We start from the raw sequence: 26,539 nt of genomic DNA on the forward strand, positions 1-26,539 counted from the left end.
TCATAACCTTGCCAGACGAGCATAATTGGATAAGGGGGAGAACCTGAGTTCTCCCCACAATATCAATAATCGATTTACTGCAACATAGCTTTGGCTACGATGGCCAAATCTATAATATCTACCTTACCGTCATGATTGACATCCGCTTTGGCATTCCAAGCGCTTTGACCCGGTTGCTTGCCATAGCTTGCCGAAACCATAGCCAAGTCCCCAATGGTTACACCGTCTTTTCCATTGACATCTGCTATTATTTTGTTGTTGTCAAATGCCTGAACCGCCGCCGCAAGTGCAACTACTGCCTGATCCACCTGAACCTGAGTAGCATTCGAGTCATTCGCTGCCACACTCGCTGCACTAATGGCCGACTGAAGGATTGCCTTGGATCCTGACAGATACTGACCATCCATGTTTCCTTCTACTGCAGCATCATACTTCGCCTGAGCGCTTGAGATTAAAGCGTTCAAAGATGTCTTATTCACTGGCACTGCAGGTAAAATAATTTGTGTGCTGGAAGAGGCTCCGTTAATTTGCAATTCGTGTCCTTGACCGTTGGCAATTGTAAAACTGCTTACGCCAAAGGATGTATTCGTAACTTGCGTTACAGCTTTAGCGGTGAAGCTAAATTTCAGTACATCTCCTTGCGGAACAACGCCATCAGGGTTTGTGCTTGCAAGAATAATCTGAACATGTCCTGGCACTGTCTCTTGTTGAACGATGACTTGCAATCCGTAAACAAGTGAGGTCACTGTACCCAACTGCATATTCACCGCATCATAAGTAAGCGTCAGCCCTTGCGCATTGATAAGCTGGAATTCACTTTGTGTAACGTTGCTCAGTCCCATAGTCACATCCAATAATTCCTCAGCTATTACCTGCTGCCCACTGGTGAGGGTAGCCTGAGGCGATACTGATACTGGCGCTGGCAATACCGTCACGCTGATGCTTGTTGTCAGTGCTACGTTGTTCGGATTTGCAACTCCATCAGGCAAAGTTACTGTTCCGTTCACGTTGAACGTCTGCCCTGCTGGTGAGGACGGATCGTAGGATGAAGCATACACATCCCAAGTCACACTGGCATTCAGGCTTCCCGGAGAATCGGTTACTAGTTCGACGGTTGCTGGCAAGCCAAGAGCTGCTGCCGTCTTCTCCGTTCCGTTTGCAACCCCAGTCTTAGAGGCTGGCGCTTTTATTTCCACAACATTCTTTGTTTCCGGAAACTGTGCCGTTATTGTCACGTCCTGCGACGGCATTTGGAATGTGTAAGTACCAGTTCCGTTTGCCGTTATCGGATATTCGGTGTTATCCGCGCCTTTAACCTTCAAAGTAGCTGCGTCAAGCTGAGATCCTGAATTTGCCTGGGTGTAAATCTTCACCGTGTCGCTGCTGTGCGCCCTTGAGTAGTTAAGGCTTGTGCTGGTGGCAATATCACCGTTTGCAGATTGCACAACATGAATATTGTTTGTTGCTTTCAGGGTAATAGGGCTTCCGATAGGCGTTAGGTTAGTTTTGTTTACCTCTTGCAAGGTCCATTGCTGATTTGGTACAGCCTCGGTCAGCGTCCAGATACGATTATTTGTCCATGCCTTGCGCATAGCATCCTGTATTTCAGAGGTAAATTCTCCTCCCAATGTAAACGCGCCATGCTGAATTGCATTGTTCCATGTCTTCATCCAATCAGCCATATAGGTGTAACTCTTGAATGTATTTCGGTTAACATACCATCCGGCACCGGCTTCCCAGCCGCCTTTCATGGAAAGATTCATTAAAAGGTTCGCCTTACCATACCCGCCGTGATTTCCGCTGTCATATATCCATCCCAACATAGATGGTAAGAAGTTTTTTCTGTAATAATTTAAGGAAGTATTTAATACCGAAATAGGTGTATTTGATTCGCCCCAGCTTACACGGGTAATCAAGCCCCAGCTATTTGTATCGATATTGCTGGATTCGTTCATATATCCGTCCATTTTACCTTTTTTGACAAGCTCATTATAAAGTGCAGTTTTAAATTCACCCGGCATAATAGAACCGTACGGGGTCATTTTAGTTGACTCAAATGAATCTGTTGAAAGTGCACGTAACCCTACATCGCCCAAAACTATTCCCATACGTTCAGCCATAGGCTCTATTGATTCCCAGCCTCCTACAAACGGTGAATTGTAATAGTTCCAAAGCTGATATGCAGTTTCACCTGCACTGTAAGCGGCTTTTGGTGTGCCATATGATCCACGTCCGCTTATAGTTAGCTTCCATTCGTTATCGCTAACCTGTACAATGCCTGAATAGCTGAGAACTTCTTTTCCTATGCGTATACGTTTGTCAATACTACTTATTCTGTTTTCATGATTTCTGACTTTATCAGAAAACGGACTTCCGTCTGCAACGTAGATTTCAGTATCTGTAGCAGACACATCTCTTGTAAGCTCTGCATAGCCAACAAATGCAAGAGCCGGTGTTGCCTCCGGTGTAATATATTTTGCACCAGATTGAATTAAATTTGTAAGTGTATGAGCGCCTATAGATACTCCGGATTCTGCAGCTCTTTCAACCATACGTTTTGCATTTGCGTCCGATCCACCAAAAAGATTGTTAAATTCATACGTACCTTCAGCTGTCCAAGGGCCGCCTGCACCATATTGTCCGTAAAGCATTGTAATGCCGGAATTCTGTGCCATTTGTATGTCATTGTCAATTATAGACAAGTTTGCATCCCACAACCCATCATTAAACACTAAAAAGTCTTGTCCAGATTTTATTGAAGTTTTTTGCCATTCCCCGTCAATTGTTGGGTGTGGTAAGCCTTCTGTTAATTCAATATTAGATATAACATTTAAGATGTTTTCAGGTCTTGTACCATATAAACCAATTGACGAACCTATCATGCTTGCGTTTTCATTTACACGGTAATCAGTGTACATATGCTTACCAAGCATGGAAGGTACAAGCATCGGTGTTGGAGAATAAAATGCAACCGTGCGCATTGTATCTTGGGTATAATCCCACGTGTATCCGTTTGTTGCACTGCCCCATTGGTTAAATGCAGCAGAGTTTGCATAATCTACCTGGAAACCGTTTCTTACTCCGCTCAGCAAACTCGGGTAAAATTGCTCCTTAATTTCGATTGGCCAGCCACCAACTGTTTTGGAATTAAGCATATGCATACCAATAGCAAAATCTTTGTTATAAGCTGTACCTGTTGAAATAGCACCGTCGTTAATAGAAGTTTTTAACGGTCCCCATAAAATAGCCTGTACAGAAATATTATCGGGCTTATTAACTTCTTCTAATGTAAGTGCAAGGTAGTTGCCTTCATCACGTTGAGAAACAACTGTTTGTACGTTTATAGATGCAAAATCAAATGTCAAATTGCCGGTTGTTTCATCGTAGCTTACGTTTGTTGGCTCTACAAATTTGTTTTCAGCGATTAAAGAAACAAGTGTACGCTGACGATTATCAGGCATTGCTGTAGAATAATCTTTGCCGTCTAATGTGCTGAATAAATTTGTAATTTTGCCGTGGCTGTCCATTACTATTTCAAGCATTGCCGCATGAAGAACAACTGCCCTTTCTTCAGGCAAGCTTACCCAGTTAGCAGTAAGAGTAATATCGCCTGTTACTGCAGAATTAAATGAGAATGGGTTGTTATTTAAGCGCCAGCCTGCAAATACGTGGCCTTCTTTTGTAGGGTTTTCAGGACGTGCAATAGTTAAGCCGTCTGTGACTTGTAGAGTTTCAACTGCAGAACCGCCATTGCTGTCAAATGTAACGGTGCGGATTGCTGCATCCGCCCAGTTAGCAACAAGTGTAATATCCGCTGTTACAGGATCGTTAAAATTCCATTCATTACCGCCAACTGTATCTACAGTCCATTTAACAAAGCGTTTATCTAATTGGGGATGAATTGGATTTTGGGGACGAAGTAATTTTCCGCCTGCATCAACTCCGAGTTGTTCCCTTTTACCTGTACCATCGTTATAATCTAATGTTATTGTTTTGCCTGTAAAACGATAAACCTCTATTTCACATGCTACAAGACCGTTTGGTGCATAATTTTGACCAGGTGAAGGCACTTGTGATAAACCATGCTGATAATATCGTACGTAGCGTGCTTTAACAGGATTAAAATTAATTAAACGTCCCCCTTGTATGTTTGGTTCCTCTATATCTTTACCAGCACCAAATCCCCAGAAGTTTTCACTGTCTGTATTGAAAACGGTTTTAGTTGAGGCATCTGCAAAGCTTGGGTCGTTGGAAACCTTGAATACCATTTTATGAGAAGTGTGCGTATATCCAGAAGTAGTAGGTACTATACCAAAATATTTAATTTTGCCAAGATCATATTCTGCACCCAAATCAATCTGTATCCAGGCTTTCTCATTTACATCATGTGCTTCTGAACCTTGACGATAGTAAAAAGCGTTTGTCCATTGGTATGTCAAAATACCATCTGTAACTGTCTGAAGACGACTTGCTGCCTGCGTATCTTTCTGTGCCATATGAGGGCTCATTATTACGGTTTTATTTTTAGCTAAATTTGCATTCAGGTCTCCATCAGGTGGTGTTTCAGCATTTACAACCTGTATTGTGGATAACATAGATACAGCTATTATAACTGCAAGAAATAGGCTTAATGCCTTTTTAAATCGTTTCATTTCAGTTTATCCTCCTTTAAATTTAACGATAGTAAAACTAACTTTTCCTGCCGTAGTCGGTATAATTGTTCTGGTTGTGGATACTCCAACTGCCAGAACAATACTCGAATCGCTTTGCGGCATCTTAGCATTATCCGCATTTATAAAGCCCTCTGCTTCATTTACCAGTCCCTTTATTAAAAAATTTAAAATCAACAGGAGTGGAACCATCTGTGCTCGTATGACTTGCTCGTTAGCCACACCACCATTGTGTTTTCGAGCTATTTCATTGTTATCATCCTATTTATTCATGATCTTGCCACTTGTTGTCATCCATTACCTAGCCAGAAAATACTGAAAATTCAAATTAATTTACTTGTGCAACACCGCCTCTCAAAAATATCACAGTAACTACCATTCATTTACAGCAGATTGTACGCGCTTACATTTGGAGTCTTGATATGGCCCCTTACGATAGGCAAGGGGCCAATGCGCCTATTTAGCTATCGCTTCGAATTTGTACGATCACCATTGCACAACCATTCCGCACATCGACCTCTAACTCCAAACTCCCCTCACGGCGTTCGGAATGAACATGTAACGCAACTTCGCTTCCAGGATGCAAAATTTCACATATGGCATGCCGATCCTTCATTTCGAACTCAGGAAGTCGAAGAACAAGTCGAACCGTTTCCGCCTTCGCAAACACGACAGGAACAACGTATCCTTCCGGCACTTCAAACACATTGGCAATCGCAGCATCATCTTCTACCGAAACCGGGCGAGGAGACAGCGTCCATTTCTTGCCTCGCAGTTGCGCAAGCAGTGGACCATACGCCAGAAAAGCTTCATCCACTTCCGGACTCGGAAGCAAGGAATGGTCGTTTCCAGGAAAAGGAGCCATCGGAAATACGCCCATATATAAAAACCGTTGAAAAAAAGCATCGTAATCCGGCAACACTTGGCCGGCATGCGCGATCCAGCCTAGAACCGGCTTAAAGATCCCAAGCATCGCGCTCAAGTTTAAAGCTGCCGCCGCATAGGTGAACTCATCAAACATGCCATCGACATGCAGCAACTGTTCCAACCGTTTCGTATGATTGTTGCAGTAAACCACTTTGTTATGAGCATGAAACAATTCCCCTAGCTGCTCCGACATCTGTTGCCAGGACAATTGTAGCGAACGGCAAGGTTTCCCATCGAACCAACTGATGCCATCATCTCCGCGATCGTTGTAAAAGCGTGTCCAATCCAACCGATCGATGCAAATGCCGCTGGATTCTGGAATAAGCTCCAAATGTCTGCGTGCTTGATCCAGCAAAAATTGTTGGAATACCGGCTCGCCCGGATCCATAACTACCGCGTTTGCCCATGACCAGTACGGCTGGCCTTGCCCATCCAATAAAAGCGCTTCCTTTAGTTCTTTGCTTAAATAAAGCGAGCAGTCTTTCCAAAGCTGATCGGTTTCCGAGCCTTCCTGTGACTGCACATCGGGCAATGGAAACTGCACATCCGCACCAAATTCGGTGACGTTGAAGTAGCTGAGCACATGAAACCCACGGCTATGCATATTGGCCGAATACTGGCGCATGCGCGCAATCGTTTGCGGGTACTTGCCATAGGACATCCATTCCTCATCGTTTGACACTTCAGGCAAAAACATTCCCATATAAGGGAAGTCGAAACTAGCTTTCCAGTTCACTTTAAAAGCCATTTTCTGCATTTTCGCTTCATCAAACTCGATTTCGTGCGTGGAATAGGCGCCTGTTCCGGCTATATCTTGCGTAATTGACAGTGGTGAATGAAAGTATTGGGGGTATCGCTCGGTCATCCTGCGCAAGCTGCCCCGCCAATCGTTCTCGTGCGTAAACAAATCGGCTGAAAAATGAAGTGGACGCCCCTTTTCAAAGCGATAAAACATTCGCGTAAATCGGTAAGTGCCTTCATCGTCAGTATCCAAAAACACATCCAACAGCGGTTCTTCCGGTGAAAGCGCGAACGTCAAACCAAAATCAGAAGATGCGTGAAAAGCGCAAACGAGTGGCATGCAAATGAGATCGTTCATAAATGGACTGAATCCGAGACGCGGGTTATCTTCTTCAAAATAGGGAGCGCCGTACCAAAAGCGGCGACTTTCCGCTTTCCTCGGAATAAGCGGATCCTGCCACGAAAAGCGCAAATCTTTGACAGCGTCCAAATCGGCGTTGGCAACGGCCCACGGATCGCCTATTGTGTCTGGACCGTCTGGACGATGATCGGCCCATGTAGTCCAATAATTCGGCCACTCCACTGAATCGCAGCGAATTTCCGAAATAACAGGCGTCGTAAATGGCTCTTCACAGTCCGTCCACAACTCCGTTTCCCATCGCACCCCTGAGCTGGAGGGCTGAAACCGTTCGGTCATTTGAACATCACGTTTGTTTGCAACATCTGCAAACGTTCTTCTGCGGATGATCCCGCCTCCTGACGTTGTCCAACTTTCCGAAGTTGTAACGGTAAATCCGTCCAGCAACGTGGAGGCTTCAATCACTTGCTCCCCCGTTCCGAACTTAAGCTGTACATTTGGCAACGCCAATGCTTCCATATCCACACGCAGCTTCATTCCCTGACTTCCTTCCTTTATTGTCTATCATCAGTATAGAATGAAGTGCGTCAGAAGTATTTAGACGGTAACTCTTTTTAGTATCCAAAATCCCACTAAAATGAAATATGGTTTAATCTGGTTTATTAATCACTAAGGAAGAACAGAATTGGCTCAAACTGATGCCGGTCTCCTTCTTGAACATTTTGCTGAAAGCGTGCACATTTTGATATCCGACGACTTCAGCAATTTCACCAATGGACATCTTTGACTCCAACGCAAGCTGCTTTGCTTTGCGGACTCGGAGCAACCGAATATGTTCAAAAGGTGTAACCTGAAATAGCTCTCTATATTGGTTAATGAGATGATTCCGGCTAAACCCGGCAATCTGCTCCAATTGTTCTAGCGTGATCTCTTCTGCATAATGCTGCTGAATAAAGTGCTCGACCTGCTGCATGTTGGTCTTGCTCTTGAGTTTTTTGGGCGATGGAGATTTAGGTTTCTCGGCATGCCGAATAAGCTGTGCAATAACGAGAGAGAGCAAACCTTGCGCTGTCAAATGACTCGAATGGCTTGATTGGCGAATAAGGGCCGGAATTTGACTCAAATACTGCACGATGGGCTCATCCAGAAATGTTCCGACGTCATTCGTTCCTTTCAGAAGCTCTTTCAGCGGAAAATCGGTTTCCCCGAAATGAAAAACGAGTGAAAGACACACATAAGGATCCCCCGGAATCGCCGTGACACTGTGAGATTGATAGGGGTAAACAACGACCAAATCCCCCCTCTTCGTCGTGAACGTGCGGCCCTCGATTTCAAATACGGCAGATCCTTGCACGGCATACTGAAATTGATATTGCAAAAATTGGCGTCTTGGTTGCTCCCACCCTTCTTTGGCATGAAAAATGTGCGCGAGCGTAGTGTAAGGCGGGTAAGACAAATGTTTCAAATACGGCAATGATTCCTTCGGAGTCATCCTATCCAATGGTTGCACGATTACGCCTCCTTTATTTTGGGCAATGGATTCAAATGGCTTCAGGACAACAAACAGGCCATAACATGCAATACCTGTTATGGCCTCTATTTAATTCCACATTTCCAGAAAACGTTACTTTAACTTTACAAAACAGGTGTACAATTGAATAGGGAGCCAAAATAAATATAAGAAGCTTTTTTCAACTAATCAACTTTATAGAATAAATGAAAGGTAGTTCCCGCTCGTTGTGGGAACTACCTTTTTGAGTTGAAAGGGGAATTTTTGCATGTATTCCCTACAAGTAGGATTACATCGAAAGTTCCCCTAGTACTAATGTACAGAATTACTTTACTTCAATTACTTACTTGTAGCTTTCCAAGCATCCAATTGCTTTTGCTTCTCAGCAATAATTTTATCGGAGCCTGCTTTTTTCAACTTCTCCAAGAATTGCGGCAAGTACTTGTCAGGGTCAACGGAACCGCTCGCGATCGCATAATACAGTTCATCGATGGCAGCGTCAACGTTGGCCTTCTCTGCTTTTACTGGTGTAAAGTCAAATACGAAACCTAACGCATTGGAAGGTGTTGCATTTTTATTGAGATCTACCCACATTTGTGTAAACTTCTGATCGTTTCCTTTCGGGTCGCCCTCAGATAAAAAGCTGAGTGACATGTTGCCAAATTCCCAAGGAGAACTCATTTGGAAGCCGCTGTCCTTAATCGTTTCAATTCGGTTATCCGCGACTTTCTTGTAATGCTTGCCTTCAACGCCCCAGACAAGTGTGTTGTAAATTTCTTTATCGGTGTTAAGCAGATTGAGGAGCATCATTGCTCTTTCTTTGTTTGGCGAATTCGCAGAGATCGCCGTTATGGTGGCTGCAGCTTTATCCGTTGTCAGAAGCGGATTTACGAATTGGAAGTCGTAAGACTTTACATCTGGGTTTGCGTATGATATCCTTCCTGGTGCATCCATGCCAGCTTGCTCAAAGGCTGTAGTGTCAATATCAATCTGACCTAAAGATAGGGCGCTCTTTCCAGCTTTACGATCTGCTGAGGTTTCTTTTAAGGTCGCAGCGTCTTTCCGTAAATATCCCTTCGTGAACCAGTCTCTCATCATCGTAATATAGGCTTTGAACTCCGGAGTCTCATACTGATTGACAACCTTGCCGCCATCTTTTAAATACAGATCTCCAGGCGTCTTCGAATCGCCTAAAGATTCAAGGCCGAACATTGGCGGAGCGGTAAGGAAAGCATCGGCAGCTTGGCTATATTCCCAAGGTATTAAATTGGGCTCGTTCTTCTTGACCGTTTCCAAGAAAGGCGTCAGATCAGATAACTTGGTCACGGATTTCCAATCTATTTTGTACTTATCCGCTACTGCTTTCTGAATGATATAACCGTAACCAGCTGTTGATTGTTGGAAGACTGGCACACCATAAACTTTGCCTTTCACCTTCACTGCATTCCAGAACATATCTGGAATCCCTTTCTTCATATCCGGATATTTGGCAATCAAATCATCGAGCGGTGCATAAGCGCCATTCGCTACATTTTGAAAGTAATTGTTGAAGCCTGACGCTGTCCAGACGAGATCGTAAGGTTCACCAGATGCCATGCTGACTTTCATTTTTTCTTCGTAAACGCCCCAATCAACACCCTTAAGTTTAACCGTTGCGTTGATTTTCGGCTTAATGAGCTTATTCAGCGCATCTTCTACGGACTGCATATCTTTCTGAGGCCCTGCCGGGAAATAGTACGATAGTTCAACTGGTGCTAATGGGGCTGCTGTTGGTTGAGCTGTTTGTGCTGCCGCCGTACTCGGCGCAGGAGCTGAAGCCGTTGGTTCAGCCTTCGGTGTGCTACACCCCGTAATTGCGACGGAAATACCAATACTCAGCATAACAAGGGAACGTTTCATTTTCTTAGATGTGTTCATTGTTTGACCTCCATATGTTTGTAATCTACAAGCCATTCTCTTTGCATGACAGCAATGATTTGATGCGCCTATCATAAGTCGAATACGAACGATCTGAATACAGAATAAAAACAGTAAAACACCTAATTTGAGTTTCTACAGGTATTCCAATCTTGGCTTAATAGTTATAAATGTTGTACATGAATTGTGCCGCTTCCGCCCGAGTTGTTGTTCCTTTCGGGTAAAGTTTGTTGTCGTAGCCGTTGATTAAACCTGACTGGACAAGAGCAGCGATACTGCTTGCAGCGTAATTTGAAATTTCAGGAGTATCCGTAAATGAGCCAAGTTCGGCTTCCGAAGCGTCGATTGTTTGTTGACCGCTTATTCTAAGCGCTTTTTCCGTCAGCACCATCATGTCCTCTCTTGTAATAGAAGCCTCAGGTTGGAATTGGTTATCTCCGATCCCGTTTGCAATGCCTAAGCCTCTGGCAATCCTTACTGCTTCGTCATAATATACGCCCTCGTTAACATCATCAAATCGATCGCCCAATGGCCCTTGCAAATGAAGCGTTCGCAATAACAGCAATAGGAAATCTGCTCGGGTTACTTGCTGCAACGGACTAAATTCGCTGTCTGTCGTACCATTAATAATTCCTTTGGATGCCAAAACTTCAATAGCATGCTTGGCCCAGTCCACGGAAGAGATATCATCGAATGATTTTTGAACGAACGCAATTGCATACGTGCTGAAGTGTGTCGTCGAGAAAGTGACTAGACCTGTGGCAGTATTATACTTTCCATTCTGCACGGCATGAATGTTGCCTTCTCCATCCATATACCAGACGACGATATGCTCGTGATGTTCCTGTTCCTCCATGGTAGGAGAATAAGGTACGCTTACGATGACGGGGGCTTTCGGGTTATTGAAGGCAATGGTATGGCCGCCGGATTGAACGGTGAGCTCAATGACCGGATGAGATCCGACTTGATTCTGTACGCTTGCGTCTAGCTTGCTGATGTCTGCTCGAGAAATAAGCAACTCTGTCTTGCTATCCGTCAAATCACCTTCTCGGAACATATTGCTTGGAATAACAATAGAGGCGATCGGTGTTTTAATTTCAATTTGATATTGTTTCTTATCGCTTGACATTAAATAAGAAGGTATCTGCTGCACATAGGTCTTTGCATCGGTTGTTTGTGGAAACTCAACGCTGATCGTTCCTTTTCCGCTTGGATCAGACTCGACTTTCTTTATAGCTTGTTCCCATGCAGCTGCATCTACGGTGGACGTTGCCATGTTTGATGCAGGGTCGACCTTCACTACAGGTGTGAGGATGATCCGCTCTTTTTTGCCATTACCGCCATATATCGATACCTTCTCGCCAACTGACTTACGTGTAGCATTTAACTGCGAATTTACCAGGTTCACGCTGTTCAGCACAATATCGGCTGCTTCTTCATTCACTGCGCGAAATGTGAGTGTAGCTAATAGCACATCTCCGTTTTGACCAGGTGTATCTCCAATTTGCGTATGTGCGATTTGAATGTTATTCCCGTCCACTATAGGTTGTATAGCAAAGCCGCCGCTTTGACTGTCACCACTCACAAACTCCATCTTGCTAGAATCGAAAGTTAGATTAACCTCATACGCGTACAGGTCACTTAACTGTTTTCCATTCACCTTTACTTGAAATTTGTTACCTGCCTTCGGCCTATCATTAGAGATGGTCAATAGAAACTGCGGGCCTGCGTCTGCATGAATGACATTTTGGGGTAATGTAGTCACAATCAACAGCAATGCCAGCATATAGGCGAGCAGTTTTTTTATCATCAGAGATGTCATCCTTTCTTCACGCCATGCAAGCATATTTTGAATAGGGGGAGAAACTGAGTTCTCCCCACATGATCAACGATCTGTTAATGTATGATAGCTTTGGCTACGATTGCCAAGTCTATAACATCTACCTTACCGTCTTTATTGACATCCGCTTTGGCATTCCATCCGGACTGACCAGGTTGTTTGCCATAGCTGGAAGAAACCATAGCCAAGTCACCAATAGAAATAGTTCCACTTCCATTGACATCTGCTGTTATTTTTTTGTTTTCAAATGCCTGAACTTCCCCTTCAAGCGCAGCTAGAGCTTGATCCACCTGAACCTGAGTCGCATTCGGATCATTCGCTGTTACACTCGCGTTATCGATGGCAGACTGAAGGATTGCCTTTGAACCTATCAAATACAGACCGTTCAAATTACCTTCTACTGCAGCATCATGCTTCGCCTGAACGCTTGAGATTAAAGCGTTCAGTGATGTCTTATTCACTGGCACTGCAGGTAAAATAATTTGTGTGCTGGAAGAGGCTCCGTTAATTTGCAATTCGTGTCCTTGACCGTTGGCAATTGTAAAACTGCTTACGCCAAAGGATGTATTCGTAACTTGTGTTACAGCTTTGGCTGTAAAGCTAAATTTCAGTACATCTCCTTGTGGAACAACGCCATCAGGGTTTGTGCTTGCAAGAATAATCTGAACATGTCCTGGCACTGTCTCTTGTTGAACGATGACTTGCAATCCGTAAACAAGTGAGGTCACTGTACCCAGCTGCATATTCACCGCATCATAGGTAAGCGTCAGCCCTTGCGCATTGATAAGCTGGAATTCACTTTGTGTAACATTGCTCAGTCCCATAGTCACATCCAATGCTTCCCCAGCTATTACCTGCTGCCCACTAGTGAGGGTAGCCTGAGGCGATACGGATACTGGCGCTGGTAATACTGTCACGCTGATGCTTGTTGTCAGTGGCACGTTGTTCGGATTTGTAACTCCATCAGGCAAAGTTACGGTTCCGTTCACGTTGAACGTCTGACCTGCTTGTAAAGATGGATCATAGGAGGAAGCATACACATCCCAAGTCACACTGGCAGTCAGGCTTCCCGCAGGATCGGTTACTAGTTCGACGGTTGCTGGCAAGCCAAGAGCTGCTGCCGTCTTCTCCGTTCCGTTTGTAACCTCACTGATGGATGCCGGTGTCGTTATTCCCACGACATTTGGCGTTGCTTGAATGATCGGAGTTAACGAGAACACCTGAGCTTCCAAAATATCGATCGGGCTGCTGTTTTGACCGCCGCCAGGGAAGGAGATTCTTACATACCGCCCCTCCACGCTTGACTTGGCAGGATCAACTGGATAGTTGTAATACAAGCCATCCTGCTCCCAACCATACAAGGTTATATCGCTTTTCGGAACGGCCAGCGTGTTTCTCGATGTCGGTAATCCTCCGCTTGACAATGTATTGGTTTGGTTACCTGCTATCCAATTGGTGCCGTCAACGCTATACTCAATCTTTACCACTTTCGGCACATTGTAGTAAGTGACGTTGTTAGCATTCGGCATATGGTTATTGAAAAAGACATTCACTCGGGTCAAATCTTGCAGCTTGCCCAAGTCATAGGTGATGCTTGGATTCGTGTCGCTTGCTGGTGCTACCCATTTGGAGATTGCGCCGCCGGTGGCATCGTTGATTACGCCATCGGACAGTTTCGCTGCGTTACTGCTATTGCTTGATACCGTAGGCGTAATTCCCGCTGCAACGTTGGCATCCGGGATCAGGTTAATGTAGTTGCGGGTTGACGTATAGGTTTTTCCATCTATAGTGATATCAGCCCAATAGCAGTACATCGTAGAGGCGGAAACCTGACCTGTAAAGCTCATCGTATTGTCGTTTACAGTAAATGGCACTTCAGTGGCAGGCACTTCAGTTACAATGATTTTACCTTCAGCGTTGTTACGTTTACCGTCAACCGTTGCATAGTGGTACGTGATATTGGTGCCGCCAAGAATATCAACCTGACCGCCCTTTTCTGTAAAGCCTTTGAATGTCACAGGAAGGTCTTTGTTTGTTGCGTATTGACCCCAGAACAAATCGCCGTCTGTGAACATATTCACACCTACAAGCGGAAGATTAGCGGAAATTTTGCCGCCTGCTACCTTAACAGGATAGGTATCTGTCTTTTCTTGTGGTGCGTTCACGCCATCATTATAGGTTGCAGTGACCGTGATGGTAGCTGAACCGTCACCAACGGCTGTTACCAAACCTGTTGCAGAATTTACAGCTGCAACACTTGTGTTATCACTTGTGTATTGAAGTGTTGCAGGTGCGAAAACATTGGTTAAGTTGTTCATATAAGTCTCTGCTTTAAGTTGCAGCTTGTCAGCGGATGTCTGGCTGCTGAACAACTTCACGCTCGTCATCGCATAGGTTCTCGCTTGGTCTTGGGTCGTAATCTTCAAGATTGTGTCGATTGAGTCGGCAGCAACACTTGATGTGTTGATTGTAATATAGTACTTGCCGTTGTTTTGTTGCGTTGTGAATGGTAAAGAAATACCCTTGTTCAACCACTCGACTTTATCAACCGGATAATTGAAAGGACCAATTCCGCTCATCGAGGCTTGACCGGTAAATCCTGTTTTGCTCACACCTGGAATTTGGTTTTTGATCATGTGCATATACACATACTGGTCACGGGACATTGCGTATCCCCAGTCAGGACCCTGACCGTGAGCGATAGCTTGCTTAGGGTCTGTATACCAACCTGCTCTAACCGTGTAATCCATTGTGTATGGTGTAGTGCCGTACATGGACTCACGCAGGTCGGGACCGCTGGCGTTTACCATCCAGTTTATTATGGAAGTACGCATATCCGACAATTGTTGCGATGAAATCGGCACCATTGAGTAAATATTGGTATTATCCAAATTGCTGCTCAGGTTATCCATACCGCGGGTAACCGTAATGGACGAGTCATAATTCATTACATAACCATGACCGTATTGGTTAATGAGTTCCTTAGTCGCTTCAGGCCAAGAATCACGTTCGTTGCCGCCAGCGTAGATGGTCCAAACGTCCAATGCAGTTGTATACGGGTCGTTCCATTCCTCATGTGCCACTTTTCTTGTTTGCGGCAAAACATTATTTCCCCACCCTGTGTTATATGGTTCACTGTTCCAGAATGGACGCTCGTGAAGTGTAATATCTTGGTCACCGGTTTCGGGATCGGGGTTTGCGTCAATTAACACACGATCGTTATAGTTGCGGGCAGAACTCCATGCCACGTCAACATTGCCATAACTCTGAGGGTTACCATCGGCAAAGACATACCATGGGTTGTATCTTGCTACCAATCCTTGGATATCGCTTTCAATAATGTTCATGCCACCGTATTGAGACGACAAATACACACCGAATTTCAAACCGTAACGCTCTGCTGCCTGCTTCGCCTGCATAACTCTATCTTTTACATGCCATGTTCCGTCCTCAGACTGGTACAAAGCGTTGTATTTAAACATGTTATTGCTGACGCTCGGGGTTAAGTTTGCGTTGGATGACGGCCAGTAGTAAATTGAGTTTTGAACGCTTTCTGTTGACAGCAAGGTCATACCCATTTCTTTAGCCGTCTGTGCCCACTCGTCATAGTTGAAGTTCGGGTCATAAAGATTCGGCATAGTTCCTGTTGTGTGTGACAGAGCCGACATTTTGCCATCTATAAACCAATCAACCGGGTTTTGTTTGACCGTTATGGTATAATCCTTTGTTGCAGTAAAGCCTAAAGCGTCTGTTACCTTCACTGTGAAGGTGTAATCCTTTTGTGATACGCCGTGGGCGCCGTCAGAAACAATCCCTTCAATGTGACCGTCTTCTGCCAATGTCAAGCCGGGGGGCAACTGACCGCCATCCATTGCCCAGGTATAGACGGGATTTCCGCCTGCAGCCTGGAATGTAAAGGGAGACGACTGAGGGGCAACACCTGATGTATTCAGATTGCCGCCCAGTTTTGCAACCATCCATACATAGGGGTTTTCATCGTAAGCATACGGCAATGTATTGGAAGGATAATCATTCGCTGGCGTATTTGCATTACGGGCATCAAAGGCATTTTTATCAATAGTAAGGCCCTTTGTATCAATTGTAAGTTGGTTGTTTGCTACATTTGGTCCCGTTAGTGAGAATGTGAGACCGGGAATTGTGTTTCCATCGCTGTCGCTAAGCCTTGTGTAAAATCCGAGGAAATTCATGTTAGTGCCTGTGTTTTTATGTTGCATTTCAATGAGAAGCTTGTTCCAGCCTTGTTTTAATTTGACTTGATAGTTTGTGCCGGTCTTGCTCACTCGAGATGCAATATCCACTTGTTCCCCATTGGGAATATCGTTGGCATAAAGTTTATAAAGACCTGAGCCGCCTACCTGCCACTGAACCGTTTGCGCTGTGGGACTGTAAACATAAGTTGAGGCAACTACCCACTTGTCTTTTGTTGCCTTCCCCTGCTTGACATCAAAATAACCCATCAGGTCATTGTAATCGTCGTAGTTGCGGTTGAAGATCCGGTCATCGAAATATTGCCAGGTGGTTGTTTCCGTGCTGTTCGGATCGGCAATAGACTCGCCAATGACAGGAACGATGTTTCCAAGAGGTTGCTGTGTCTGATCAGGCATTGCCTTGCCGGTAAGCGAGATTTCTCTGAAACCGAACAATTCGTTTGGGCTTCCTGCCGGCGCAGTGTTAATTGCCATCTTAATTTTAGAAACATTGTTTACACCAACGCCAAGATCAATTCTACGATCGACATTCGCGCCTGTTACCGCAGTATCTCCAAAATAAAGCACTTTGGAGTTAGCGTCGAGCAACTGATAGCTAACATGGAAAGGCTTTGTTCCAGATGCCTCCGTCATATTGAATGTGAATGAATTTACCATCGAAATTTGCGGCAAGTTGGCTGTGATAAATGGGTTGTCATCAGCCCATGCAACACCCTGTTTATCATTAGATTTCCAAGCGGTACTTACATTACCATCAAACGCAAGATATGCCGTATTTGTTTGATAGGTGGATGATGCCGTAATTCCGGTAAGACCAGTAATATTCGTCACGCTTTCCAACAACGGCGTGCCAATCAATTGGGCATTTCTAAATCCGAACAAGCCGTTCTTTGTGGGGTCAAGCGTGCTGGAGCCGCCATTGCTCGGGTCTATAGACAGTGTAACCTTGCTGACATTACTCAAACCATAGTAAAGGTCGATTTTCTGATTGTCAGTATCAGAACCGGTTACATCTAACTTTGTACCGCTAGCGAGCACATTATTAGCAGCATCATAAAGCTTGTAGTTAACCGCGAACTTATACGTGCCCGAGTTTTCGTATGCCACAAATGGAATTGATGTAATAATTTCAGGCTGCGGCAGTGTCAGTGTTAATGTTGGATTGCTGTCCCACCCTGTTGTGTTTGAACCTAGCGGGGTGCCCGACTGCCAGTATGTGCTTGTATTTCCATCCAGCACATATACGGCTTCGTTTGTATTGCTTGTCGAGCTCGCAGATGCTGTAACACCCGTTATGTAGGTAACATTGTTACCGGACAAATCCGGTGGTGAAGGTGGCAAAGCATACACAGTAGCTTCACGCATACCGTAGAATGTACCAGTTCGAGCGCTGCCATTCGTTGCACTTGTGAAGTCAAGCGTGTACATAACATAAGAAACATTTTGGAGTACCGTCGGAAAATCAATTACTTTCATGTCATTAATGTCATTTGTTACATTATTAACCGTACCTGAAGTAAGCTTTGTTCCCGAAGTGTTATAAACTTCATATTTCACGGTATACGGATCTGTTGACGGTGTCGCAGATGAGGTGTAATATCCATAAAGCCTGATAGATGTTACATTTCCCGGATATTCAAGCATTACTTTACTTTGTGTTGTTGTATTGTTGGTTCCACTCAAGTTGGATTGCCAAGCTGTATTCAGGTCTCCGTCCACAACAATCCCTTTAGACGACCCTTGCTTTATAGAAACACTCCCAGAAACGTAAGACCAAATCGGCTGAGTTTGGCTGAATGGCGGTGAAGCTATTGGTCCGCCGGTTGGCGGCACCAATCCGTAAATATTATCAATGACTGGACTTGTAAAAGGACCAGAAACAGCCCACTGGTTAATATAGGGCGCGGTGCCGTTCGTTTGTGCCGCATATACATGAGGTCCAAAGAGAACATCATTGGCTACAAAGCCTGAACTTACAATTGCAGTAGCGGTAACAATCGATAGAACTTTGCGTAAGCTGCTCATTCATTTGTCTCCCTTACCTTTTCATATTGTAATTGCTGCGTTCTTGCCAAGCCTTACGAAAAGCAGAGAGCCCCCTTTATTTACGTTGGTAAGAGGAGCTCTCTGTCGTAGTTACTAATCATCTTGATGTTGATCTCGTCGGATCCTGCGTCCTTCCAATTCTTAAAGCGTTCGGTTTTTCTGTTTATTCATTTTCACCTCCCTGATTAGTTTACTCAACTCAATGTTAAGCAGCAGCATGTCCTTCGCCCAAAGCGAAAGCCCCCATACATAGTTAAATCTTACCGCTATTTGCTGTACAAAAAAGTGAACGATTCAAAGTTATCCTTGACTTATTTACGAACTTGATAGGCGATTGCCGACCCGCATTGGACAAAATTACGAATGTTGAACTTTTCCACGAAAAAACCGCTTTCGATTACGAAAGCGGCGTCACGGTTAAGCGTACTTTATGAGATGGCAGGCAGTACGCAAGTTACGATAAGTCCGTTCCCGTCTCTCATATTTCGGATCCGGATTCCATATTCGGAACCATAGTGAAGCTTTATCCGTTGCTTGACGTTTAGGAGCCCGATTCCAGCGATCGGCTCCATCTCGTCGTCGGATGCATTTAATTTATTTTGTAATTGTTCCAGCTTGCTTTCCTCGATTCCGCAACCGTTATCGGTCACTTGAATAAGGAACATGTCCGAATGGATGAACTCGACATTGATTTCCCCTACGTACTCTCGATGTTCGAAGCCATGGAGTATGGCATTTTCAAGAAGAGGCTGTAAAATAAACCGGACGATGGGATAGTTCGAATACCGATCGTCAGTATGAAAGGTCACTTTAATGTTTTCATCGAAGCGCATGTTCATGATTTTCAAGTAATTTTGCGCATATTCAATCTCTTCCTCGACCGTACAAACGACACTATTGCTTTTGAATAAAGGCCGTAAGATGTTCGCTAAATAGGTCATCGTGTTTTCGATAGGGGTCGCCTTGATGATTTTGGCCATCCACTTGACACTGTTTAACGTGTTGAAAAGAAAGTGTGGATTGATCTGGGCCCTTAAAGCTTCGATTTCGTAAAACCGCTTTCTTTCTTCTTCCTCTTTGTTCTTCTTGATCAGTTCCGAAATGCTCAACGACATCTCGTTAAATCGGCTGATAAGCAGCCCGACTTCTTCATTATTCGATTGTTCTTCGATCACCTTGCCGATTTCGCCTCGACGCACTTCTTCCATCGCCTTTATGAGACGCAGCAAAGGGTTAATCAATTTTCTCATCCAGAAAACCGAAAGAACGACAGCTATGATCAAACCGATAATAAATATCCATATCAGCGTTTTCACCAAATTGAAGGCGTCTTTGACAAATTCCTTCGTCGGAATTTGGTTGATCATCACCCAGTCGGTATTCTTGATCTTGTAATAAACGAATTGAAAGTTACCGCCCTTTATAGTCGCGACGAAGCTTCCATTATCGGCCACGAATTGTTTCATTGAGAATTCGATCACATTGCCGATTTCGTTCTTATCCGAAGCGGAAATGATTCGACCGTTCTGATCGGAAATATACAGTTTTTCGTTATTAAAGCCTTTAAAGTATTTGTAAACAGAGTTGATCTTTTCTTCGTCGATGCAAATAATGAGGTTCGCCATATTGATACCGTAAAACGATCTCAGGCTTCTTGCGGCGGCGATCAAGCTATGATGATCCGCTCCCAGATCCAAACCGATCTCGTTTTCGTCGATGTCGCCGTACCAGAACGTATTCTTTTGATTCGAGATATCCTTATAGATACCAGTTTTGAAAAACGGGAAAGTCTCCGTCGGAGAAGTGAAAAAATAATTGTTTGTTTTGTTCCACCCCAGAATATCGCCGTTATTTTTGATCAAATAAATCGATTCAATATAGCCGAATTCCTCATTTATTTTCGTTAACTCGTCGAAAATCCTGATTTTCTGTTCGATGATCTGATAGTCTAGGTAGGCTCCCCCATTCAAATATTCCTGAACGTCCTTATCGAAGTAAACGCGCATGGAAATTTTTTCAACTTCGTTTTTGACGTTATCGATGACGTCTTCCGCGCTTTGGAACTTCATCAAAGTGGATTCACGATTATACCTCTGAACGGTAGAAAGCATGTTGAAATATATAACCACCAAGCTTATTACCAAGATAACCGTGCTAATGATTATAACGGAGAGCACTAATTGGGTTTTGAGCTTGTATTTAAATATTTTCATGATCTACCTGTTTTTTCCGGTATTCGTTTGTAGATAAGCCGGTAATCTTCTTGAACGCCCTGCAAAAATAGGTGTGGTCGTTAAAACCAGCTCTTTTGGCGATCTCATACGTTTTGAGGTTCGTGCTTTGGAGCAGCTCTTTCGCTTTTTCGATTCGAACGTCCAGGACGTAATCGACGAAATTGACATGAAGCTCCTTTTTGAACAAGTAACTCAAATAATTGCTGCTAAGCCCAACGTGCTTCGCCGTTTGTTCAAGTGAAATCTCATTCGCGTAATGTTGATGGATAAATTCTCTCGTCCTAATGATTTCAACGCTTAGCTTTCCTTTCTCGGAAAGCGCGGTCACTTCTTCGATATATTCCTCATGTACGGTCATAACGTCTTCCAGCGTTTCGCAGTGCTTCATCGATTCGGAAATTACGAATTGAAGAGCGGCGAACTTTTCTCCTTGATATGGCAAGTTTGCCAAAGGGATTCTCAGCCAATCTACGGCAAGGTTGATCGCTTTTTTCTTGTAATCTTCGTTCGCATAATCCAGCTCCGTGAATTCGCTGACCATTTTCGAACATCTATCATCCTTTAGAAGCGAAATGTATTTTTCGGACAGCTTTCGGATTCCGAAAACGGCTTTTTCGTGTGCGGGCTTTAGCGAGTCTTGTTGTTTGCTGTAAAAATGAATCTTGCCGTGACCTGATAAAAATTTGGCATGCAAGGCGGTCTCGCATTCTTTGTACATCGATTTCAGATTTTTAAACTCGTTATGCATCCCGCTAATCCCGATGGAAATGGAAAATTTCAAATAGCTTAGGATCGATTGTTGAATGTGAAGCAATATCGAAGCCAGCTCTTCATGGATTCTTTTCGTGCTTACAATATGATGGAAGCTCAGCAAGAGAACGAATCGGTTTTCTTTGTCGAAGATCGCTATACCTCTTTTATGATTATCCATGATCTCGTCTAAAACATTGGTTAATATATTTTTTAGAAGATATCCGTTTTCATCTTTGAATCGGTTAAGCGCACTGGATAATTGATCCACTTCCAGCATGCAAAGAAATGACCTTCCTTCTTCGATATGCGGATTTCTTTCTTTTAATTTAGCCACGAATTCACGATGGGTATAGAGACTCAAGTACAAATAATTTTTGAATAACTGTTCGTTCATTTGGGAGTTATTTTCGGTGATATCCCTATCGTCTTTATTGCCGTAAGTTTCAGTAAGCTCGTTTTTGATTTTGATAAGCACTTCTTCGATTTCCGAGTCCGTCATGGCCAATTTTGCGATATATCCCGATACACCCATCGTTACCGCCGCTTGCGCCGTTTTAAAGTCTTCCATGCAAGTCAAGATGATGATCTTCGTCTTATTATTCACTTTTCTGATTTGCGATATGAGTTGAATTCCGTCCATAATAGGCATCACAATATCTGTAATGACGATATCCGGGCTTTCTTTCTGAAAGGTTTGCCATGCCGCTTGACCATTGGCTTCGTCGGCAATCACTTTCATATTTAGGCTTGCCCAATCGATTGAGTTTTTCAGTCCGATCCTTACAAGTTTTTCATCTTCAACGATCATGACTTTAAACATCCGATCTCCCTTCCTGAGGATGTCATTCATCTCTCCCCATACCTCTATGCTTCTTCGTTATTATATTGAAACCTTGACCTTAATTAATTCCAACCGTGGCAACCAGTGCTTTTGCGTATTCCGATTTGAACCATTCGTTCGATTTATCGATTCCAAGACTTTTTAATTCCGCGATTTCCTCTTTTACGTTCTTGCTGAAGTCGGCATCGGTCTTGCTCATGATGATCTTAGGTAAGCTCTTGATCAAGGAGTTTGTAACCGCATCGTTAATTCTCTTGATCTCTTCCGGAAGCGAAGGCATTGCGCCAATGGCTGTCGTATCCGCATAATAAACTGCGCTCTTTCCGGCAGCCTGCTCGAATGCGTCTCCAGGATATGCCCCTTTATAATAGTCGGCGTATTCTTTCTGGGCCGGGTTCATTTGAGATTCCAATGCTTGCGGGGTCAACGAAAGATCGAGCGGAGAGTTATCCGATGGATCTTTAATCGACGCATCCAACAACATCATATGCTCGTACATACCGTAGCCGAAACCATTCTTCTTTACGTAGTCGGGGTCTGCTTTCTTTTGTTCGAATACTTCGGGCCTCATCACAGATTTGCCATCTACGATGTCCCAATGAACGCCTTTCAAGCCGGATACGGCCGCTCTGCTGCCTTCATATGTCGCGAAATAATTCAATACTTCCATGGCTCGCTTCGGATATTTGCTTGTAGCGCTGATGCCAATCCCACCTGCGGCAACCCAGCCTACAGACGAAGCGCCGCCCTTTAACGTCTTTTTATAAACTCCAGGAATCAGCACCATTGAAGCGCTCGGATTAATCTTCTGCAGTGCACCATTAATCTCAGTATTATACCAAGGATTTGACCAGGAGAGTACTTGTCCGTTTATGATTTTCGCCTTAACTGCATCGGCTTTCTGAGTGAAGCTTTCCGGGTCAAGCAGCTCCATTTGGTAAGCCTTATTGTAGAATTTCAGACTTTTGCTGAAAAAGTTGGCATTCTCGTCGGCAAGGCCGTCGATGAGGTTGCCGTCATTATCGGCAGCTATATTGTTTGGTGGTCCAATTTGACAGTATCCTTCTAGATTATATGCAAGCAAGTCGTAAGGCCATAGACCCCAGTCTGTATTCATAGATATACCGTAAACTTTTTTGCCATCGGATGTTGTAGGGTGTTTCTTTACCATCTCCGAAAGCAGATTGAGGAAGTCGTCCGTGTTTTTTAATGCTGGATAGCCCAGTTCCTTGTAATAGTCCCATCTCGTGAAGGCGCCATAATAGTAATCGAACGGAGCCGGAGCGTTTACTAATTGATCGAAAGAGCTAGCCGCGTGCTGAATCAATGCATAAGTTTTTCCGTCGGGACTCAAGAACTTTTTATAATATTCGACCGATTTGCTAAGGTTTTTTGCGATGTCCGGACCGTGAGACGCAATCAAATCATCTAGCGGAATAAGATCTTTGGCGTTCATGAGTTGTTCTTTCCAGATCGGTTTAACACTTATGATGTCAGGGAGATCGCCGGACGCAATCAAAACTTTTGCTTTTGTATCGTCTACGCCAACGACTTTCAATGTTACGTTGAACTTTTTCTTTATTTCCATCGCGATCGCATCGGTCTGTTCTCCTTCAGGCATATTCCCTGGAATAACCCAAAACGTAAGCGTGATCGGTTCTCTGGCGCTCGCGTCGGAAGAAGCGGATGCTAGCTTCGTTGCGGATGCCATTTGCGTGTTGGCTTCCGTACCCGCAGAATTCTGAGTGCCATTTCCACCACCGCATGCGCTTAGCGAAAGTATGACAGACGTTGCGCTGGCTAATGCCAATGCGCTTTTGTACTGTTTTACCCTTTTCATTCTTATTTCCTCCCTGTTGTTATTTTATTAAAACAGATTTTGGGTCTTATGACTATGAAAAGACGACCCTTTTCCCAAAAAAACTGGGATTGGAGGTCGTCTTTGGAGATTAATTATTTTGTCGCTTTCCAAGCATCCAGTTGCTTTTGCTTCTCAGCAATAATTTTATCGGAGCCTGCTTTTTTCAACTTATCCAAGAATTGCGGCAAATACTTGTCAGGGTCTACGGAACCAGTGGAGATTGCATAATAAAGTTCATCGATGGCAGCGTCAACGTTGGCCTTCTCTGCTTTAACCGGTGTAAAGTCAAATACAAAACCTAGAGCATTGGAAGGTGTTGCATTTTTATTGAGATCTACCCACATTTGTGTAAACTTCTGATCGTTTCCTTTCGGGTCACCCTCAAACAAATAGGTAAGCGACATGTTGCCGAATTCCCAAGGGGAAAGCATTTGGAAGCCGCCGTCTTTAATCGTTTCAATTCGGTTCTCAGCGACTTTCTTGTAATGCTTACCTTCAACGCCCCAGACCAGTGTGTTGTAAATTTCTTTGTCGGTATTAAGCAGATTAAGGAGCATCATCGCTCTCTCTTTGTTTGGCGAATTTGCAGAGATCGCCGTCATTGTTGCTGCAGCTTTTTCGGTTGTAAGCAGCGGCTTCACGAACTGGAAGTCATAGGACTGTGTTTCCGGATTAAAGCCAGACATTCTACCTGTCGCATCCATGCCAGCTGCTGCAAAGGCCACGGAGTCAACATCGATTTGGCCTAACTGCAACGCGTTCTTTCCAGCTTTACGATCGGCAGAAGTTTCTTTCAAGGTAGCCGCATCTTTACGTAAGTATCCTTTGGTGTACCAATCTCTCATCATCGTAATATAAGCTTTGAACTCCGGAGTCTCATACTGATTGACAACCTTGCCTCCATCTTTTAAATGCAGATCTCCAGGCGTCTTCGCATCCCCTAAAGTCTCAAGGCCGAACATCGGCGGTGCGGTAAGGAATGGATCGATTGCCTGACTATATTCCCAAGGTATTAGATTGGGCTCGTTCTTCTTGACCGTTTCCAGGAATGGCGTCAGGTCAGATAACTTAGTGATCGACTTCCAATCCAGTTTGTACTTATCGGCTACTGCTTTCTGTATGACATAGCCGTAACCAGCGGTGGACTGTTGGAAAACAGGTACGCCATAAACTTTCCCTTTTACCTTCACTGCATTCCAGAACATATCTGGAATCCCTTTCTTCATGTCCGGATATTTCGCAATCAAATCATCGAGCGGTGCATAAGCCCCATTCGCTACATTTTGAAAATAATTGTTAAAGCCTGCCGATGTCCAGACGAGATCGTAGGGTTCACCAGAAGCCATGCTCACTTTCATTTTTTCTTCGTAAACGCCCCAATCAACACCCTTAAGTTTAACCGTTGCGTTGATTTTCGGCTTAACGAGCTTATTCAGGGCATCTTCTACGAATTGCATATCTTTCTGAGGTCCAGCCGGGAAAAAGTAGGATAATTCAACTGGCGCTAAAGGGGCTGCAGTTGGTTGAGCTGTTTGTGCTGCCGCCGTACTCGGCGCAGGAGCTGAAGCCGTTGGTTCAGCCTTCGGTGTGCTGCACCCCGTAATTGCGACGGAAATACCAATACTAAGCATAACAAGCGAACGTTTCATTTTCTTTGATGTGTTCATTGTTTGACCTCCATATTTGTTTTTATATGCTAAACGGGTTGAAACCCGGTAAAGCCAATCTTTACGATTTCACTGCGCCTAATGTAAGGCCTTTGGCGAAATATTTCTGTAAAAAAGGGTAAGCGAGTATAATCGGACCGACAGATAGGACGCATGTTGCCATTCTGGCTGTCTCATCCGGTTGGGCAAGTGCGGCTTTCGCTGTTAACGAATTGGCTTGAAGAAACGCAATGTTGTTCATGATCGATTGAAGGAGAAACTGCAGCGTATACAGCTTGCCGTTCTCAACGAATAAGGCAGCAGTAAACCAATCGTTCCAATAAAATACAGCTGTGAAAAGACCGATGGTTGCGAGCACTGGCGTCGATAAGGGGAGTACCAGCTTTAAGAAGGTATTAAACTCGCCGGAACCGTCTATTCTTGCAGATTCTATAATCGATTCAGGGACCGTATGCGTAAAGAAATTTCTCATAATCAGCACATTGACCGATGAGACCAAGTATGGAACGAAAAGCACATAGATCGTATCTTTCAAATGAAGGTATTTCGAAAGCAGAATATACCACGGTACTAACCCTCCACTAAACAGAAGGCAGAATACGACCATGAAGGACACGATGTTTCTATACTTCACTTCTTTCCTTGAAAGACTATAGGCAAACAAGGACGAGATCATAAGATGCAATACAGTACCGACGAGTGTCACGATGATGGTGACGGCATAGGCTCTTAGTATGGGGGAATTTCCGTTCAGAATGTATGCGTAAGCGTCTAAACTAAAATCCATGGGAATCAACTTATAGCCGGACTGGAAAATCGACTGCTCATCCGATAGTGAAACGGAAAGTACAACAAGCAAAGGAATCAAGCATAGTGCGCAATACACCATGAACATACCATTTAAAATAACGTTAGGAATCGAAAGCCGTTTAATCATTTTGTCAT

The 26,539-nt window shown here is 44.1% G+C and carries 11 protein-coding genes; all 11 read right to left on the minus strand.

Annotated features, from left to right (window positions below):
- Window positions 1-74: 74 nt before the first annotated feature.
- The gene (locus AC58PQ_RS07780; RefSeq protein WP_497241396.1) at window positions 75-4,652 is read right to left on the minus strand and encodes an InlB B-repeat-containing protein; all 4,578 of its coding nucleotides are present in this window, start codon (window positions 4,650-4,652) and stop codon (window positions 75-77) included.
- Window positions 4,653-5,130: 478 nt separating this feature from the next.
- Window positions 5,131-7,233, minus strand: coding sequence for a hypothetical protein (locus tag AC58PQ_RS07785; RefSeq protein ID WP_497241397.1), 2,103 nt, complete (start codon window positions 7,231-7,233; stop codon window positions 5,131-5,133).
- A gap of 112 nt (window positions 7,234-7,345) precedes the next feature.
- Window positions 7,346-8,206 (minus strand): helix-turn-helix domain-containing protein, encoded by an 861-nt coding sequence (locus AC58PQ_RS07790; RefSeq protein WP_497241398.1) that lies wholly within the window; start codon window positions 8,204-8,206, stop codon window positions 7,346-7,348.
- Window positions 8,207-8,545: 339 nt separating this feature from the next.
- Window positions 8,546-10,123, minus strand: a complete 1,578-nt coding sequence (locus tag AC58PQ_RS07795; RefSeq protein ID WP_497241399.1) for an ABC transporter substrate-binding protein — start codon at window positions 10,121-10,123, stop codon at window positions 8,546-8,548.
- A gap of 157 nt (window positions 10,124-10,280) precedes the next feature.
- On the minus strand, window positions 10,281-11,933 hold the full coding sequence (locus AC58PQ_RS07800; RefSeq protein WP_497241400.1) for an S-layer homology domain-containing protein: 1,653 nt from the start codon (window positions 11,931-11,933) through the stop codon (window positions 10,281-10,283).
- An 86-nt stretch (window positions 11,934-12,019) separates the two neighbouring features.
- Complete coding sequence (locus tag AC58PQ_RS07805; protein ID WP_497241401.1) at window positions 12,020-18,217, minus strand: dockerin type I domain-containing protein; 6,198 nt, start codon at window positions 18,215-18,217, stop codon at window positions 12,020-12,022.
- Window positions 18,218-18,666: 449 nt separating this feature from the next.
- Window positions 18,667-20,349 carry a sensor histidine kinase gene (locus tag AC58PQ_RS07810; RefSeq protein WP_497241402.1) on the minus strand — a complete coding sequence of 561 codons (1,683 nt, stop codon included), beginning with the start codon at window positions 20,347-20,349 and terminating at the stop codon, window positions 18,667-18,669.
- An 88-nt stretch (window positions 20,350-20,437) separates the two neighbouring features.
- The gene (locus AC58PQ_RS07815; protein ID WP_497241403.1) at window positions 20,438-22,045 is read right to left on the minus strand and encodes a response regulator transcription factor; all 1,608 of its coding nucleotides are present in this window, start codon (window positions 22,043-22,045) and stop codon (window positions 20,438-20,440) included.
- A gap of 79 nt (window positions 22,046-22,124) precedes the next feature.
- Window positions 22,125-23,906, minus strand: a complete 1,782-nt coding sequence (locus AC58PQ_RS07820; protein WP_497241404.1) for a type 2 periplasmic-binding domain-containing protein — start codon at window positions 23,904-23,906, stop codon at window positions 22,125-22,127.
- 113 nt (window positions 23,907-24,019) lie between these two features.
- Window positions 24,020-25,594, minus strand: a complete 1,575-nt coding sequence (locus AC58PQ_RS07825) for an ABC transporter substrate-binding protein (RefSeq protein WP_497241405.1) — start codon at window positions 25,592-25,594, stop codon at window positions 24,020-24,022.
- A gap of 61 nt (window positions 25,595-25,655) precedes the next feature.
- Window positions 25,656-26,531: a carbohydrate ABC transporter permease gene (locus AC58PQ_RS07830; RefSeq protein WP_497241406.1), complete on the minus strand. Its 876-nt coding sequence runs from the start codon at window positions 26,529-26,531 to the stop codon at window positions 25,656-25,658.
- Window positions 26,532-26,539: the final 8 nt, after the last annotated feature.

The sequence above is a fragment of the Paenibacillus sp. J22P143 genome, assembly GCF_059692035.1.

What these genes read in the sequence shown, in the direction of transcription:
- AC58PQ_RS07780 (WP_497241396.1), bottom strand. Translation starts at nt 4,652, where the DNA reads ATGAAACGATTTAAAAAGGCATTAAGCCTATTTCTTGCAGTTATAATA.
- AC58PQ_RS07785 (WP_497241397.1), bottom strand. Translation starts at nt 7,233, where the DNA reads ATGAAGCTGCGTGTGGATATGGAAGCATTGGCGTTGCCAAATGTACAG.
- AC58PQ_RS07795 (WP_497241399.1), bottom strand. Translation starts at nt 10,123, where the DNA reads ATGAACACATCTAAGAAAATGAAACGTTCCCTTGTTATGCTGAGTATT.
- AC58PQ_RS07800 (WP_497241400.1), bottom strand. Translation starts at nt 11,933, where the DNA reads ATGATAAAAAAACTGCTCGCCTATATGCTGGCATTGCTGTTGATTGTG.
- AC58PQ_RS07805 (WP_497241401.1), bottom strand. Translation starts at nt 18,217, where the DNA reads ATGAGCAGCTTACGCAAAGTTCTATCGATTGTTACCGCTACTGCAATT.
- AC58PQ_RS07810 (WP_497241402.1), bottom strand. Translation starts at nt 20,349, where the DNA reads ATGCTTTCTACCGTTCAGAGGTATAATCGTGAATCCACTTTGATGAAG.
- AC58PQ_RS07815 (WP_497241403.1), bottom strand. Translation starts at nt 22,045, where the DNA reads ATGTTTAAAGTCATGATCGTTGAAGATGAAAAACTTGTAAGGATCGGA.
- AC58PQ_RS07820 (WP_497241404.1), bottom strand. Translation starts at nt 23,906, where the DNA reads ATGAAAAGGGTAAAACAGTACAAAAGCGCATTGGCATTAGCCAGCGCA.
- AC58PQ_RS07825 (WP_497241405.1), bottom strand. Translation starts at nt 25,594, where the DNA reads ATGAACACATCAAAGAAAATGAAACGTTCGCTTGTTATGCTTAGTATT.
- AC58PQ_RS07830 (WP_497241406.1), bottom strand. Translation starts at nt 26,531, where the DNA reads ATGATTAAACGGCTTTCGATTCCTAACGTTATTTTAAATGGTATGTTC.